This window comes from Streptomyces sp. Y7 (genome assembly GCF_043195415.1).
Lineage (GTDB): Bacteria > Actinomycetota > Actinomycetes > Streptomycetales > Streptomycetaceae > Streptomyces.
The window spans coordinates 39,180-53,656 of the sequence record NZ_JBIDDQ010000043.1 but is presented as its reverse complement, the minus strand read 5'-3'; the positions used below and the strand labels follow the sequence as shown (position 1 = coordinate 53,656).

The window sequence follows — 14,477 nt, the reverse complement described above, 5'->3', positions numbered from 1 at the left end:
CCGGGGGGAGGTGGGGTCAGCCGGTGGGAGGGAGGACCCAGCCGGTGGGAGGGAGGGCCCAGCCGGCGGGAGGGAGGGCCCAGCCGGTGGGAGGTATGGCCGAGCCCGTGGGGTGGGCGGGTGCGGCGGCGGGTGGGGCGGCGGGTGCGGCGGCGGGTGCGGGTTGTGGGGGCTGGGCGCGCAGTTCCCCGCGCCCCTGGAGGTGGGTCGCCCGGCTGCCTGCTTCGGCGGTCCCCGGCGTACGCGGGTGGCATCCCGCGCCGCCTTGAGATCTCGCCGGCGACGGCATTTCCTCGACGGAACGACGAGTCCGCGCGCCCCTGGAGGTGGGTCACCCAGCTGCCTGCTTCGGCGGTCCCCGGCGTACGCGGGTGGCATCCCGCGCCGCCTTGAGGTCTCGCCGGCCGTGGCATTTCCTCGACGGCACGACAAGTCCGCGCGCCCCTGGCGGCGGGTCGCCCGGCACTTCCTCGTCGGCACGACGAGTCCGCGGCCGAGACACCGCGCACGAGGACTCCATGCGAGTTCAGTTCGCGCACCGATGAGTTTCCCGCGCCGCGCCGGTCTGTACGCGTGAGACCGACTCGCGGAAGGCTGGCGCCATGCGGAAACTGATCTACGGCATGAACGTGTCTCTGGACGGCTACATCGCCGCGCCCGGCGACGACATCGGCTGGAGCGTGCCGAGCGACGAGCTGTTCCAGTTCTGGTCCGACCAGTTGCAGGCGACCGACCTGACGCTGTACGGGCGCAAGCTGTGGCAGACGATGAGCTCCCACTGGCCGACCGGCGACCAGCAGCCGGGCGCCACCCCGGCGGAGATCGAGTTCGCGCGCCGCTGGCGGGACATGTCGAAGGCGGTGTTCTCCTCGACGATCGACAAGGTCGACTGGAACACCCGCCTGGTCACCGGCGACGCGGTCGCCGAGATCACCCGGCTCAAGGCCGAGGACGGCGGCCCGATGGACATCGGCGGCGCGACGCTCGCCGGTGCGGCCATGCGGGCCGGGCTCATCGACGAGTACGTGCTGGCCACAGCGCCGGTCCTGGTGGGCGGCGGCACGCCGTTCTTCGCCGCGCTGGACAGCTGGGTGAACCTGAACCTGGTGGAGACGCGGACGCTTCCCGGCGGTGTGATCCTGACCAGGTACGAGACGAGGCGCTGAGCGCCCGTCACGCGACGCGACCGCCTGCCGGGTGTTCGACGCCGGCGCCGTTTCGCAGATCCGGGGCCCGGCAACCACCGCCGATTCCGGCGGCGACGTGCGTGCGGATCGGGCCGTTCGAAATGGTCCTGCGCGCCCTACGCTTGGTCCGTGAACGAGATGCCGCGGGATCATCGGCCGGCCAAGTCCATTCGCGTGCTGCTCGCCGAGGACCAGGGGATGATGCGCGGGGCGCTCGCTTTACTGCTCGGTATGGAGCCGGACATCGACGTCGTCGCGCAGGTCTCGGCCGGAGACACGATCGTGGACGCCGCTCTCACCCACCGCCCCGACGTCGCCCTCCTCGACATCGAACTCCCCGGTCTCAGCGGCCTCGACGCGGCGGCAGCGCTGCGCGAGGAGGTCCCCGACTGCCGGGTGCTGATCCTGACGACGTTCGGCCGCCCCGGATATCTGCGCCGGGCCATGGAGGCGGGCGCCGCCGGCTTCCTGGTCAAGGACGGGCCCGTGGAGGAACTCGCCGTCGCCGTACGCCGGGTGCTCACCGGGGAGACGGTGATCGACCCCGCCCTCGCCGCGGCCGCCCTGAGCGCCGGCCCCAATCCGCTCACCGCCCGCGAACGGGACGTACTGAGCGCCTCGGCGGAGGGCGCGACGGTCGCCGACATCGCCGGCAAGCTCCATCTGTCCGAGTCCACCGTCCGCAACTACCTCTCCTCCGCCATCGGCAAGACGGGCACCCGCAACCGGACGGAGGCGCTGCGGGAGGCCCGCCAGCAGGGGTGGCTCTGACCGGGAACCACCGCGAGCGGGCCGAGCCGAGCCGCGCGCCCGGCTCCTCACCACCGCCTACTTCGTCACCGCCACCGACTTGTACTCCGTCCCCTTGGGGGCGAGACACACGAACCAGTTCACCGGGGAGCCGTCCGCCGGGCGGATCACGAAGTCGTCGTCGTTGTAGTCACCCGCCTCGGACACCACCGGGACCTCGGTCTTCGAGCCGTCCTGCCAGGTGCAGGTGACCTGCCGGGCGGTCATGGCGACCTGACCGACGACCAGCCGCCGCGGGCCACTCTCGGAACCCGGTGCCAGGGGTACCGCGAAAGCCTCGATGTCCTTGCCGGACATGGTGTCCTCGGCGGTGAACGCGTCCTCGATCAGCACCTGGTCGTTCGCGGAGTCCCCGTACTCGCGCCGCACGAAGTACGAGCTCTTGCCGATCAGATCGGACGCCTCGCGCAGGTCCGACGGGATGTGCCCGAACTCGGCCATCGCGGCCCGCTCGGCCCGCGCCTCGCGCTCGGTGCGCGGCGCCTCCCAGACGTCGAGGTACACCCGCCAGTCCTGGCCGGCGTCGGTCCCCACCCCGAGCAGCGTCCGCGCGGGCGTGCGCACGTCCGGCGCCGGTTCGGTGGGCGCGCCGGTCGCCACCGAGGCTCCCCGGTCGCCGCCCTCGCCCGGCATGCCCGCCACCGCCAGCGTGCCCGCGGAGCCGACCAGCACCAGGGCCGTCGCCGTGGCCACGGCCCAGCGGCGGGCCCTGCGCCGGCGGCCGCCCCGAAGGACCGCGTCGTAGGGGGCTATACCGACCTCCACCTCGTCCGCGGCGTCGGCCAGCAGCAGGGCGATGTCTGTGTGGGTCATGTCGTGGCTGGTCATGCCGTGGTTCGTCTCCCGGTCCGCGCTCATCGGCTGCGTCCTCCCTGCGTCACCATCTCGGCCAGTCCCGGTATGGCGCGGAGTTTCGCGATCCCCTTGGCCGCGTTGCTCTTCACCGCGCCGACGGAACAGCCCATCGCCTCCGCCGTCTGCGTCTCGGTCAGGTCCTCCCAGTAGCGCAGGACCACCGCCTCCCGCTGCCGTGGCGGCAGTTGGGCCAGCGCCGGCAGCAGCGCGTTGCGGTCCTCGGCCTGGGCGATGCGGTCACCGGTGTCCGCCACCTCGCGCGCCAGTCCCGAGTCGTCCCTGGGCGCCAGGAACTCCCTGAGCCTCCGGCGGTGTTTGCGTGCGTGCGCGTTGATCATCACGCGCCGTACATACGCCTCCGGGTCGTCGGCCGAGCCGACCCTGCGCCAGGCCACGTAGACCTGTTCGAGCGTCGACTGGACCAGGTCCTCCGCGGCGTGCTGTTCCCCCGTGAGGAGAAATGCCGTCCGCATCAGGCGTGGCCAGCGGCCGATGACAAAGCTCTGGAACTCCGAGTCCCGAGCCGCCTTGCGATCCCCCATGGGCACCTCCCTAGATATTCAAAGGAGTCCATGGAGCCCCCGGACCGTTGCCTCAGTTCGCGGACGAACTCGCGGAGGGGCTCACGGCGGGGGTCCCGGCGGAGGCCGCGGAGGTCTTCCTCGGCAGCCACACCAGCATCAGCACCGCCCCCACCAGCAGCACCACGGTCGACGTACGGAACACCAGCGCGTAGCCCTCGGTCAGCGCCCCGGGCGTCGCGCTGCCCGCGGAGCGGGCCGCAGCGACCGTCGACATGACGGCGAGCCCCAGGGAACCGCCCATCGTGCGCGAGGTGTTGACCAGCCCCGACACCAGTCCCGCCTCCTCGGGCCGCGCCCCGGACGTGGCCAGGGCCGCGAGCGGGGTCGCCGCAAGGCCCGCCCCGAGCATCATCAGGACGCCGGGCACCATGATCGAGGTCACGAAGGCGCCGTGCTCGCTCAGCATCGACTGCCAGCCGAAGCCGACGGCCGCCACCAGCGTCCCCGCCACCGCCACCACGCGGGGCCCGAACCCCCGCATGAGCCGCGGCGCGAGCTTGGAGCCGATGATCACGGCCAGCGAGCTCGGCACCAGTGCCAGACCGGCCTCCAGCGGGGTGTAGGCGAGCACGTTCTGCGCGTACAGCGTCATGAAGAACCACATGCAGAACATCGCCGAGCCGCTCAGGAACATCGCCACGTTCGCCGACGCCACCGCGCGCCGCCGGAGCAGCCCGAGCGGCATCAGCGGGGCCGCCGTACGCGCCTCCACGGCGAGGAAGGCGCCGATCAGCACGAGACCCGCGAGCAGGGGCACGACCGTCTCCGGCGCCGTCCAGCCGGCGGCCTCCGTCTGGGAGATGCCGAACGCCAGGGTCGCGAGCCCGGCGGTCACCAGCGCGGCCCCCGGCAGGTCCAGCCGCCGCCCCTGACCCGCCCGGCTCTCGGCGAGCCAGAGCGACGCGCCGGCCAGCACCACCGCACCCACCGGCACGTTGATCAGCAGCACCCAGCGCCACGACAGCAGGTCCACCAGCACACCGCCGACCAGCCCGCCGGCGGCGCCGCCGCCCGCGCCGACGGCGGTCCACGTCCCTATCGCCCGCGCCCGGGCCGCCCCCTCGGGCACCGCCGCGGTCAGGATCGTCAGCGTCGAGGGCGCCAGCACCGCCGCGCCCAGCCCCTGCACGCCCCGCGCGGCCAGCAGCTGCCAGTCCTGCTGGGCCAGCCCGCCGGCCAGCGACGCGAGCGTGAACAGGCCGAGCCCGACGAGGAACATCCGCTTGCGCCCGTACAGGTCCCCGGCCCGGCCGCCCAGCAGCATGAACCCGGCGAAGGCGATGGCGTAGGCGTTCACCACCCACTGCAGGCCCTGCGCGTTCAGCCCCAGGTCGGCCCGCATCGACGGCAGCGCCACGTTCACCACGGCCACGTCGAGGACGACCAGGAACTGCCCGGCGCACGCGAGCGCCACCACCAGCCAGGTGGGGGGCACGGTTCGGCGAGGGGCGCGGGTGGTGTCGGCGGCTTCGAGCATGGGTGTCATGCTCTCAACGACGGACGCTCATGGCATCAGGAATTCGGCCTAGGCCGCGCCTCGATGGACCTAGGACCGCGCCGGGGGCGGCCGGAGCCAGGCGGTCCTCCCAGAGCCCGATCCCGGCCGTTCCCCAAGAGAAGGTCAAGAATTCGTTAGTGACCCAAAGCATCGGAATAGTTGCCCAGGCACACGGAGTTCGATGTACACATGACACAAACGACGAACGAACAGCCCACCGGCAGAGCGACCTCCGGCGCCGTCGTCCCGGTCCTCGCCTTCGCGGGCATCGTTGTCGCGGTAATGCAGACCCTGCTCGTCCCGGTCATCAAGGACCTGCCGCAGCTGCTGAGCACCGCGCCCAGCAACGCCACCTGGGTCCTGACCTCCACCCTGCTCTCGGGCGCCGTGGCCACCCCGATCATGGGCCGCCTCGGCGACCTGTACGGCAAGCGGCGCATGCTCATAGCCAGCCTGTCGGTGATGGTGGTCGGCGCCCTGATCAGCGCGTTCACCAGCACCCTGCTCCCCATGATCGTCGGCCGCACCCTCCAGGGCTTCGCCATGGGCGCGATCCCCCTCGGCATCGGCCTGATGCGCGACATGCTGCCCCGCGAGAAGCTCGGCTCGGCCATGGCGCTGATGAGCTCCTCGATCGGCGTCGGCGGCGGCCTCGCACTGCCCGCCGCGGCCCTGGTCGCCCAGCACAGCAACTGGCACGCCCTCTTCTACGGCGCCGCCGCCCTCGGCATCCTGGCCATCGGCCTCACCCTCCTCGTCGTACCGGAGTCCAAGCTCCGCGCGCAGGGCACCTTCGACGTCCTCGGCGCGCTCGGCCTCTCCGTCGGCCTCGTCCTCTTCCTCCTGCCCATCACCAAGGGCAGCGACTGGGGCTGGACGTCGGCCGGCACGCTCGGCATGTTCGCCGGCTCCGCGATCGTCCTGCTCCTGTGGGGCGTGTACGAGCTGCGCGCCAAGGCCCCCCTGGTCGACCTGCGCACCACCGCCCGCCCCGCCGTCCTCTTCACCAACCTCGCGTCGATCATGGTCGGCGTCAGCTTCTACGTCGTCTCGCTGGTCCTGCCCCAGCTGCTCCAGCTGCCGAAGGAGACCGGCTACGGCCTCGGCCAGTCGATGGTCGTCGCCGGGCTGCTCGTCGCCCCGCTCGGCCTGACGATGATGTTCACGGCCCCCGTCTACGCCCGCCTCTCGGCGAAGTACGGCCCCAAGACCACCCTGATCCTCGGCATGCTGATCATCGCGATCGGCTACGGCGCCGGCCTCGGCCTGATGAGCGCCGCCTGGCAGAGCCTGGTCATCGCGGTGGTCCTCGGCGCGGGCATCGGCCTCGCCTACTCCTCCCTGCCCGCCCTGATCATCGGCGCGGTCCCCGCCTCGGAGACGGGTGCGGCCAACGGCCTCAACACCCTGATGCGTTCCATCGGTACGTCGGTCTCCAGCGCCGTCATCGGCATGGTCCTGGCCAACACCGCGAACAACGTGGGCGGCGTCGCCATCCCGACCATGCACGGCTTCCGCGTCTCCTTCCTGATCGCGACCGCCGCCGTCGCCGTCGGCCTCCTGCTCGCCCTCTTCCTCCCGAAGCAGCGCCCGGCCGCCCACACGCAGCTGCGCGCCAGCAGCGAGGAGGACGCCAACCTGGAGCGCGCCGAGGAAGCCCTGCGCGGCTTCCGCGGCCGGGTCCTGGACGCCGCGGGCACCCCGGTCGCCCGCGCCAAGGTCACCCTCATCGACCGCCGCGGCCGCCAGGCCGGCGCCACCCTCTCCGCCGACGACGGCAGCTACGCCCTCGCCGTCCCCACCCAGGGCGCCTACGTCCTGGCCGCCCGAGCCGACGGCCACGCCCCGCTCGCCTCGTCGGCCACCCACACGGGCGACGACAGTCCGGTCGACCTGGACCTGTCGCTGCCGGGAGAAACGGTCACCGCCTGACGCACCGGCCGCCCGCCCACACCCCCCGTCGTCCACATGACGGGGGGTGTGGTGCACGATGGGCGCCCGTACGGTCGTACGTACGACCGAACCCACCGCCCCCGCGCGCAACCGGAAGGACCCCCATGGCCCCGGCCCCCAAGCCCGAGATCCTGGCCGCGTTCGAGGCGGCGAAGGGCTTCATGCCCGCGGGCGAAGGGCACGCGCTGTACGCGGCGGCGGTCGAGGCCGGGCGGCTCGGACTGCCCCTCCTGGAGGTCGGCACCTACTGCGGCCGCTCCACGATCCTGCTCGCCGACGCCGCCCGCGAGGCCGGCGTGACGGCTCTCACCGTCGACCACCACCGCGGCAGCGAGGAGCAGCAGCCGGGCTGGGAGTACCACGACCCGGAGACCGTCGACCCGGCGATCGGCCTCATGGACACGCTGCCGACCTTCCGCCGCACGCTGCACGGCGCGGGCCTGGAGGAGCACGTGATCGCCCTGGTCGGCCGATCCCCGCAGGTCGCGAAGGTCTGGGGCACCCCGCTCGGCCTGGTCTTCATCGACGGCGGCCACACCGACGAGCACGCGAACGCCGACTACGAGGGCTGGGCGCCGCATGTCGCCGAGGGCGGCCTGCTGGTCATCCACGACGTGTTCCCCGACCCGGAGGACGAGTTCACCGGCCAGGCCCCGTACCGGGTCTACCTCCGGGCGCTGGCCTCCGGCGCCTTCACCGAGGTGTCGGTGACGGACTCGCTGCGGGTGCTGAAGCGTACGGGCACGGGAATCTGAACTCCGGCGCGGCTCGACCGTGGCCTTCGCGCCCCGGCCGCGGTCGGCCCGTAAGGTGTCAGGCGTGTCGTACGTAGGTCCGGACTTCGATCCTCCCCAGCCCCGCCGCAACCGCCGCCGCGCCCTCACCGTCGCGGCCGCCGCGCTCATTCCCGGGGCCCTGCTCGGATGGGTGTTGTACGAGGCGGTGGGCGGCGACGGAGGCGGCTCCGGCAACGCCGCCGTGCAGCCGTCGCGGGCGCCCTCGGACGAGACGCCCACGGACGCCACCACGAGCGACGACAAGCCGCCGGGCCCCACGCCGACGACGGACTCCACCTCCGCGCCGGCCGCCTCCGGCTCCCTCGACGGCAAGGTCGTCGTCATCGACCCGGGCCACAACCCGAACAACTTCCGGCACACGTCCGAGATCAACCGCAAGGTGAACATCGGCACGAACTTCAAGGAGTGCGACACGACGGGTACGTCGACGAACGACGGCTACTCCGAGGCCGAGTTCACCCTCGACGTCGCCCACCGCATGCGCACGCTCCTGGAGAAGCAGGGCGCCACGGTCAAGTTCACCCAGGACGGCGACCGTTCCTGGGGCCCGTGCGTCGACGAACGGGCCGAGATCGGCAACAGGGCGCACGCCGACGCCGTCGTCTCCATCCACGCCGACGGCGCGAGCACCGGCCAACGGGGCTTCCACGTCATCCTCCCCGGCAAGGTGGACGAGGGCGCCGCGAACACCGGCCCCATCGTCGCCCCCTCCCGCGCCCTCGGCGAACGCATCGCGGGCTCCTTCGTCCGCGTCACGGGCAACGCCCCCTCCAACTACATCGGCGAAGGCACCGGTATCGTCACGCGCAGGGACCTCGGCGGTCTCAATCTGTCAACGGTTCCCAAGGTGTTCATCGAGTGCGGCAACATGCGCGATAGCAAGGAAGCGGCACAGCTCACCAGCGGAGCCTGGCGCCAGAAGGCGGCGCAAGGGATCTCTGAGGGAATCGTGAGTTTCCTGCGGGGGTAGTGGTCCACGGGCTGATCCCGGCGGACAGCCTCGTCGGTCGGACGATAAGGTCGTCCGTACGATGAGGGGCCACCCCCGCGCTTCACACCGGGGCCTGACGGCGACATGGTGACAGCGACGCCTCCAGCGATGCCGATGTTGAGACGACTGACGAAGGACCTGAAGTGAATATCCGCTCCCTCACTCGAGGCGACGGCGTGGTGATCGGAGCAGCGGTATTGCTGTTCATCGCGTCGTTCCTCCAGCTCTACTCCGCCTCCGGTTTCAACGTTGACATCAACGGATGGGAAAACCTCGGAGTCGGCTTCGGCACCTACCTGGGCGGGGTCATCGGTGCTGCCCTGATCGTTGTCAACCGCATCCTGCCCCAGCCGCGCAAGGTCGCCGGACTGGACCTCGGGACGGTCGGTGTGTCGTTCACGATCCTGGCCGCGTGGAGCATGTTCTGGACTCTGGTGGACGTTCCAGAGGGCGGCAGCGCCGCCGCCGGCCTGATCCTGGGCTTCATCGCCGCCCTCGTTCTCGCCGCCGGCGCAGTCGCCACCCCCCTGGTTCCCGCCCTCCAGGCCGCCCTTCTCCCGGCCCCCCGCCCCTCCGCGCCGCAGCCCTACGGCGGGCAGCCGCAGGGTGGTTACGGTTACCCGGGTGCCCAGCAGCCGCAGCAGCCCTACGGTGGGCAGCCGCAGGGCGGGCAGCCGTTCGGGGGTGGGCAGCCGCAGGCTCCCGCGCCGACGGCCGGCGGGGACTTCTCGCCGTTCTGGTTCGCCGTGCCCGTGCCGCGGCCGCTGTTCGCGGAGGACGGCTCGCCGACGCCGATCGCCGAACTGGCGCCGGGCACCTGGTACCTGGCCGTCGAGCAGCGTGGCGCCACCCTGGTCGCGCAGACGCAGGACGGCCGTCGTGGTGTGCTGCAGGACACCTCGGGCATTCAGCGCGGCTGAGTCGCGCAGCAAGCCGTACCGCGGCCCCTCACCCTTCCCGGTGAGGGGCCGTTGTCGTACAGTCGCCCCCAGCTGACGGACCGTCAGAAGGAGGCAGGCGTATGCGGCTCGGGCTCGCACTCGGGTACTGGGGGCGCGGCCCCTCCCCGGACCACGTACCGCTCGCGCAGGAGGCCGAGCGGCTCGGCTACGACTCCGTGTGGACGGCCGAGTCCTGGGGCTCGGACGCGTTCACCGCGCTCACCTGGATCGCCGCGCGGACGTCGACGATCAAGCTGGGTACCGCTGTTGCCCAGATGGCCGCCCGCTCCCCCACGACGACCGCCATGCACGCCCTCACCCTCGATCATCTCTCCGGCGGGCGCATGATGCTCGGGCTCGGGCTGTCCGGGCCGCAGGTGGTGGAGGGGTGGTACGGACGGCCGTTCCCGAAGTCGCCGCTCACCGCGACGCGGGAGTACGTCGACGTCGTACGGCAGGTGCTGCGGCGACAGGCGCCGGTGGCGTTGGACGGGCGCTTCCACTCCCACCCGTACAACGGGCCGGACGGCACGGGGATCGGGAAGGCGCTGAAGCCGATCACTCATCCGTTGCGGGCGGACCTTCCCGTGCTGCTGGGTGCCGAGGGGCCCAAGAACGTCGCCCAGACGGTCCGGATCGCCGACGGCTGGCTGCCGTTGTACTGGTCGCCGAGCAGGCCCGACGTGTACGGGGAGGCCGTCGCCGAGTTGCCCGCGGGGTTCCTCGTCGCGCCGATGGCCCGGGTCCAGGTCTGCGACGACGTGTCCGAGGGGCTGCTGCCCGTCAAGGCGATGCTCGGGTTCTACATCGGCGGCATGGGGCACGCGGCCCGCAACTTCCACGCCGATCTCATGGCGCGCATGGGGTACGAGGAGGAGGCGCGGCGGATCCAGGAGCTGTTCCTGAGCGGTCGCAGGCAGGAGGCCGTGCTCGCCGTGCCGGACGCCTTCGCCGATGAGATCTCGCTGGTCGGGCCGCGTGAGCGCATCGCCGAGCGGCTGGAGTCGTGGCGCAAGGGGCCGGTGACCGATCTGCTGGTGCTCTCGCCGGACCGGCCCACGCTGCGGCTGCTCGCGGAGCTCAACTCGTAGCGGGACAGGGAGAGTTCACTGGAAGACCGATATCGGGTCCAGGGTGAGTTCGCCCGTGGTGGCGTTCCAGGCGCGGACCCGGCCCAGGCAGGTGGCCGGGAACTCCTCGTCCGCCGAGTAGCGGTCGACCCGGAACTCCTCCTCGCGTACCCAGGATGTCTCGCAGGTGATCTTCACCTGGGCGCGGGGGTCGCCGGTGCCGTAGCGGGCGCGCAGGACGACGTCCTCGCCGTCCCTGCGGACCGTGAACAGGCCGGAGACGGAGACGTAGGTCCCGGTGACGGCGGTCAGCGGGGTGCCTCTGGCCTCGGTGCCGCGCAGTTCGTCGGCGAGGGCCGCGGTGAGGAAGAGCTGCCCGGTGGCGAGGTCGGCGTCGACCACCATGTCCCGTGCCCGCAGCCGGTCCATGATCAGGCGGATCGTCTTCATGGGCGTGTTGGGCTCCCAGTACTCCCTGCGTGTCTGGGTGTTGGTGTCGCGTTCGGCCCGGCCGCCGACGGTGAAGCGGCCGAACAGCCCGAAGCCGGTGGAGACGCTGGTCTCGTGGGAGACGTTCACGTCGGCCTTCGGTATGCCGAGGATGTCCGCGACGCCCTCGACGCGTGTCTCGTGGAGGTAGATGCACATGCCGGAGAACATGCGCCCGTCGCGCACGCGGCGCCGGCGCCGGGCGGCCACCCAGCGGGCCACCACGTACTGCGCCACCACGGCGGCGCACACCGCCGTCAGGAGCCAGACGACCATCCAGGGCCACCGCAGGCTCCACCACTGACTGTCAATGACACCCACGGATCTCCTTGAAGGCGTCGGAGAGGGAGGACTTGCCGGCGTCGACCATTCGGCCTCCGGTCGCGCGAGCGGCCTTTCCCAGGGCTGCCGCGTCGGCCTCGCCGAAGTGGACGGGGAAGGTGGGCACTTGGCGTACGTCGGCGTCGAGGCGCTCGTACCGGCGCAGGAACTCCTCGTAGGAGATGCCCGCGTTGCTCTCGCCGTCCGTCATCAGCACGATGGCGACGGGGCGTTCGGGTGCCTCGCGTACGGCGTCCGCGGCGATGCGGTAGCCGCGGTCGAGGGCGGACCAGACGGCGGTGGAGTCGTCGAAGGAGCCGTCGGCCACGACCTTGCCGAGGGTGCGCAGGTCGCCGTCGCCGCGCACGGTCACCGTGCGTTCCTGCAGGACGCGCCCGCCGAACCGGACGACGGTGAGGTGCTCGCCCCGGTAGAAGCGGGCGAACTTGCCGGTGGAGGTGGGGTCGGCGCCGCTGAGCCCGGCGAAGGCGGCCCGCAGGTCGGCGATCCGTTCGCCGCGCATGGACGTGGAGAAGTCGAGCAGGAACACGACCTGGTCGGTGGTGGTGCTCGCGGGGTCCCCGTAGTCGGCGACCAGGCGCTCCACGATGGAGAGCCGGTCGGGGTAGGACAGGGCGTTGCCGACCGCCGCGCGCAGCGGCTCGGCCGGGGTGACGTCCTGGTTGACGGGGCGGCGCCAGGTGCGCCGCATCAGCTCGCGCTGCACGTCGTCCCGCAGCAGCCAGTCGACGACCCTGCGGTACGCGTCCCGTTCGCCGGTGTCGAGGAGGAGGAGCGGGAAGTCGGACAGCACCATGCCGTCGTCGGGGTGGACGATCCGCAGGGGTTCGCGCAGCTTCTTCGAGGCGTTGAGGGACAGCAGCTCCGACTCGTGGGCGATGAGGGCGTCGGCCTGGCTCTGGTGGCCCGTGTACGAGGCGATGAGCTCGCGGGAGCTGGCGCCGGTGAGGGTCTGGCCGGAGCGGAAGCCGCGCAGCCGGTCGCAGGAGACGTCCTGTTCGCGCAGTGCGCTGCCGGTGCCGGCGGCCGCGGTGGCGACGCCGACGAGGGCCGCGCGTCCGGTGTCGCTGCTGCGCGGGTCGGCCATCCCGAACCGTACGGTGCCGTCGGCCGCCGCGTCCGCGAGGTCCGCCCACGACAGCCGGCCGCCCGGTGCCCGGGCCGTGAGCGTGTCGGCGACCCGTGGGGTGAGGCCGACCACCACGGGTGAGCGCATGATCGGTGTCGACTCGGGGCGGGCGGTCTGTTCGCCCTTGTCCTGGAGCCGCAGCAGGAAGGAGCGGTCGGAGGCCGGCCAGGCCAGGTCGTAGGTCGAGCCGCGGGCGCCGGACAGGTCGGCCGTGGCCCGGTAGTCCATGTCCAGCTCGACGCCGGTGTCGTCCTTCAGCTCGCCCAGCAGTGGTTCCAGGTCGGCGAGTTCGGGGCTGGCGAGGACCCGCAGGGTGACGTTCTCGTCGCCCCCGCCGCAGGAGGTGAGGGTGGCGAGCAGGGCCAGGGTCAGGCAGGCGGTGAGGGTGCGGCGCCTCATGGGGTGTCCCGCACGGCGGGCGGGCAGGTGCCCACGGAGTCGATGATCTCCTCCAGGACGGCCAGGTCGGGTTCGTAGACCTTGGTCTCGTCGCGGTTGGGTCTGGGCACCTGGATGCCGTGCGCGGCCAGATAGCCGTTGAGCTGGTCGCTGGTGCCGTCCTCGCCGGAGAAGCGGACGCGGAAGCCCAGCTCGATGGCGCGCTGGCGCAGTTCGGGGTCGTCCTGGATGACACGGACCAGCCGGTCGCCCTCGCCGCTCAGGGAGATGAGCTGGGGCTCGGTGAGGGCGTAGGGGGTCGGGTAGAGCAGGACGCGGTCGGTGTCCGCCTTGCCGTGCTTGTTCTCGTAGGCGATCTGGTGGGCCAGGTACTGGTGCTCGTAGATCAGGGAGATGGGCGCGATGCTCTCGCCGAGGTCGGAGAGGTAGCTGTCGGCCTGTTCGTCGGCCCACATGCCCTGGAGGTCTATGAGGGGTTTGATCTTCCGGGCGACGGTGCGTGCCTCCTCCATCGCCCTGCTCTCGTCGGCCTGGCCCGCGCCGGGTGTGCTGTCCCCGTTCGCCACGAAGGCGAGGATGCTCAGGTAGGCGCCCGCGGAGTTGGACTCGCAGACGCTGGAGGTGCGCACCAGGACCCGGCCGCTGTTGCTGCGTCCGCCGGGCCGGTCGAAGCCGATGCCGTTCCAGGTGTCGGCGCGTTCGATGTCCTCGTCCCGGTCCTGGTCGCCGGTGAGGCGATCGTCGTTCGCGGCGATCCTGCCGTCGAGCAGGTCCATGAACCGGTCCATGTCGAGGTCGTAGTAGAGCGTCCGGTCGCCGCCGGTCGTGGGCTGGGCGGTGGCCACGCCCATCTTCTCCAGGGTCTCGGCGTAGGCCCGGAACGTGCCGAGGACCAGGGGCGTCACGAAGGGGCGCACCGAACGCACGGAGCGGTCCTGCCGGTTGAGGATCAGCTTGGCCGCGGGCTGGCCGGAGGGGAAGACCGCGTCCATGCCCGCCAGGGACTGGGTGGCGATGCCGCGGGAGCCGAGCCGGTGGATGTCGACGCGCAGGCCGTGTTCCAGCAGCAGCCGCTGCACCTCGGGGTCTTTGAAGTAGTCGGACTTGGAGGCCATCCTGGCCTCGATCGTGACGACGCGGTCGAACGGCCGCAGCGCGTTGCCCGTGACCAGCAGGGCGATCAGCCCGGTCAGGGCGAGCGGAAGGGCGACCAGGACGTGGATCGGTAAGCGTGCTCGGGGGCGGTTCCTGTCGCGGGTGCGCAGTCTCGGTTCCTGCGCGGTGCGTGGTCTGTCCGCTTCGGATGTGGCGTGCGGTCTGTCTGCTTCGGACACCGGCTCTCCTGCCCTCTCCGGGAGGAGATCGTCGGTGATCGTGTTGGCCGGTGAACGACTTTGCGGGGAACGCCAGTTGAACGTAGCGACCCGTTCAC

The 14,477-nt window shown here is 71.8% G+C and carries 13 protein-coding genes; 7 read left to right on the top strand and 6 right to left on the bottom strand.

All coding sequences use genetic code 11. The annotated features are described in order from the left end of the window. The first annotated feature begins 602 nt into the window (after positions 1-602). Both ACGFW6_RS43845 and ACGFW6_RS43840 read left to right on the top strand, forming a co-directional pair. Positions 603-1,166: a dihydrofolate reductase family protein gene (locus ACGFW6_RS43845; RefSeq protein WP_393523023.1), complete on the top strand. Its 564-nt coding sequence runs from the start codon at positions 603-605 to the stop codon at positions 1,164-1,166. A gap of 159 nt (positions 1,167-1,325) precedes the next feature. Next, positions 1,326-1,958, top strand: a complete 633-nt coding sequence (locus tag ACGFW6_RS43840) for a response regulator (protein ID WP_393523028.1) — start codon at positions 1,326-1,328, stop codon at positions 1,956-1,958. Between the two features lie 57 nt (positions 1,959-2,015). Here the strand turns inward: ACGFW6_RS43840 and ACGFW6_RS43835 are convergent, their stop codons facing one another. The 3 genes from ACGFW6_RS43835 to ACGFW6_RS43825 are packed head-to-tail and all read right to left on the bottom strand — an operon-like array spanning position 2,016 to position 4,913. Then, positions 2,016-2,855 (bottom strand): hypothetical protein, encoded by an 840-nt coding sequence (locus ACGFW6_RS43835; RefSeq protein ID WP_393523020.1) that lies wholly within the window; start codon positions 2,853-2,855, stop codon positions 2,016-2,018. Next, the gene (locus tag ACGFW6_RS43830; protein ID WP_393523018.1) at positions 2,852-3,394 is read right to left on the bottom strand and encodes a SigE family RNA polymerase sigma factor; all 543 of its coding nucleotides are present in this window, start codon (positions 3,392-3,394) and stop codon (positions 2,852-2,854) included. The genes ACGFW6_RS43835 and ACGFW6_RS43830 overlap by 4 nt, the downstream gene beginning before the upstream one ends. 52 nt (positions 3,395-3,446) lie before the next feature. After that, positions 3,447-4,913: an MFS transporter gene (locus ACGFW6_RS43825; protein ID WP_393523015.1), complete on the bottom strand. Its 1,467-nt coding sequence runs from the start codon at positions 4,911-4,913 to the stop codon at positions 3,447-3,449. A 210-nt stretch (positions 4,914-5,123) separates the two neighbouring features. Here ACGFW6_RS43825 and ACGFW6_RS43820 point away from each other — a divergent pair, with 210 nt between their 5' ends. The 5 genes from ACGFW6_RS43820 (at position 5,124) to ACGFW6_RS43800 (ending at position 10,707) form a co-directional block, all read left to right on the top strand. Beyond that, a complete protein-coding gene (locus tag ACGFW6_RS43820) occupies positions 5,124-6,866 on the top strand; it encodes an MFS transporter (RefSeq protein ID WP_393523013.1) in 1,743 nt (580 codons plus the stop codon). 125 nt (positions 6,867-6,991) lie between these two features. Further along, the gene (locus ACGFW6_RS43815; protein WP_393523010.1) at positions 6,992-7,642 is read left to right on the top strand and encodes a class I SAM-dependent methyltransferase; all 651 of its coding nucleotides are present in this window, start codon (positions 6,992-6,994) and stop codon (positions 7,640-7,642) included. Positions 7,643-7,706: 64 nt separating this feature from the next. Then, the gene (locus tag ACGFW6_RS43810; protein WP_393523008.1) at positions 7,707-8,654 is read left to right on the top strand and encodes an N-acetylmuramoyl-L-alanine amidase; all 948 of its coding nucleotides are present in this window, start codon (positions 7,707-7,709) and stop codon (positions 8,652-8,654) included. Between the two features lie 164 nt (positions 8,655-8,818). Continuing rightward, positions 8,819-9,595: a hypothetical protein gene (locus ACGFW6_RS43805; RefSeq protein WP_393523005.1), complete on the top strand. Its 777-nt coding sequence runs from the start codon at positions 8,819-8,821 to the stop codon at positions 9,593-9,595. Between the two features lie 101 nt (positions 9,596-9,696). Continuing rightward, positions 9,697-10,707, top strand: coding sequence for an LLM class F420-dependent oxidoreductase (locus ACGFW6_RS43800; protein WP_393523002.1), 1,011 nt, complete (start codon positions 9,697-9,699; stop codon positions 10,705-10,707). 15 nt (positions 10,708-10,722) lie between these two features. Here ACGFW6_RS43800 and ACGFW6_RS43795 read toward each other — a convergent pair whose 3' ends face one another. The 3 genes from ACGFW6_RS43795 to ACGFW6_RS43785 are packed head-to-tail and all read right to left on the bottom strand — an operon-like array spanning position 10,723 to position 14,379. Continuing rightward, positions 10,723-11,496 carry a hypothetical protein gene (locus ACGFW6_RS43795; protein WP_393523000.1) on the bottom strand — a complete coding sequence of 258 codons (774 nt, stop codon included), beginning with the start codon at positions 11,494-11,496 and terminating at the stop codon, positions 10,723-10,725. After that, the gene (locus ACGFW6_RS43790) at positions 11,483-13,045 is read right to left on the bottom strand and encodes a substrate-binding domain-containing protein (RefSeq protein ID WP_393522997.1); all 1,563 of its coding nucleotides are present in this window, start codon (positions 13,043-13,045) and stop codon (positions 11,483-11,485) included. The genes ACGFW6_RS43795 and ACGFW6_RS43790 overlap by 14 nt, the downstream gene beginning before the upstream one ends. Then, the gene (locus ACGFW6_RS43785; protein WP_393522994.1) at positions 13,042-14,379 is read right to left on the bottom strand and encodes a hypothetical protein; all 1,338 of its coding nucleotides are present in this window, start codon (positions 14,377-14,379) and stop codon (positions 13,042-13,044) included. Before ACGFW6_RS43785 ends, ACGFW6_RS43790 begins: the two co-directional genes overlap by 4 nt. Positions 14,380-14,477 lie beyond the last annotated feature (98 nt).

Excerpts from the sequence above, each read along its gene's own strand:
- ACGFW6_RS43845 (WP_393523023.1), top strand. The coding sequence starts at position 603 with ATGCGGAAACTGATCTACGGCATGAACGTGTCTCTGGACGGCTACATC.
- ACGFW6_RS43840 (WP_393523028.1), top strand. The coding sequence starts at position 1,326 with ATGCCGCGGGATCATCGGCCGGCCAAGTCCATTCGCGTGCTGCTCGCC.
- ACGFW6_RS43835 (WP_393523020.1), bottom strand. The coding sequence starts at position 2,855 with ATGAGCGCGGACCGGGAGACGAACCACGGCATGACCAGCCACGACATG.
- ACGFW6_RS43830 (WP_393523018.1), bottom strand. The coding sequence starts at position 3,394 with ATGGGGGATCGCAAGGCGGCTCGGGACTCGGAGTTCCAGAGCTTTGTC.
- ACGFW6_RS43825 (WP_393523015.1), bottom strand. The coding sequence starts at position 4,913 with ATGCTCGAAGCCGCCGACACCACCCGCGCCCCTCGCCGAACCGTGCCC.
- ACGFW6_RS43820 (WP_393523013.1), top strand. The coding sequence starts at position 5,124 with ATGACACAAACGACGAACGAACAGCCCACCGGCAGAGCGACCTCCGGC.
- ACGFW6_RS43815 (WP_393523010.1), top strand. The coding sequence starts at position 6,992 with ATGGCCCCGGCCCCCAAGCCCGAGATCCTGGCCGCGTTCGAGGCGGCG.
- ACGFW6_RS43800 (WP_393523002.1), top strand. The coding sequence starts at position 9,697 with ATGCGGCTCGGGCTCGCACTCGGGTACTGGGGGCGCGGCCCCTCCCCG.
- ACGFW6_RS43790 (WP_393522997.1), bottom strand. The coding sequence starts at position 13,045 with ATGAGGCGCCGCACCCTCACCGCCTGCCTGACCCTGGCCCTGCTCGCC.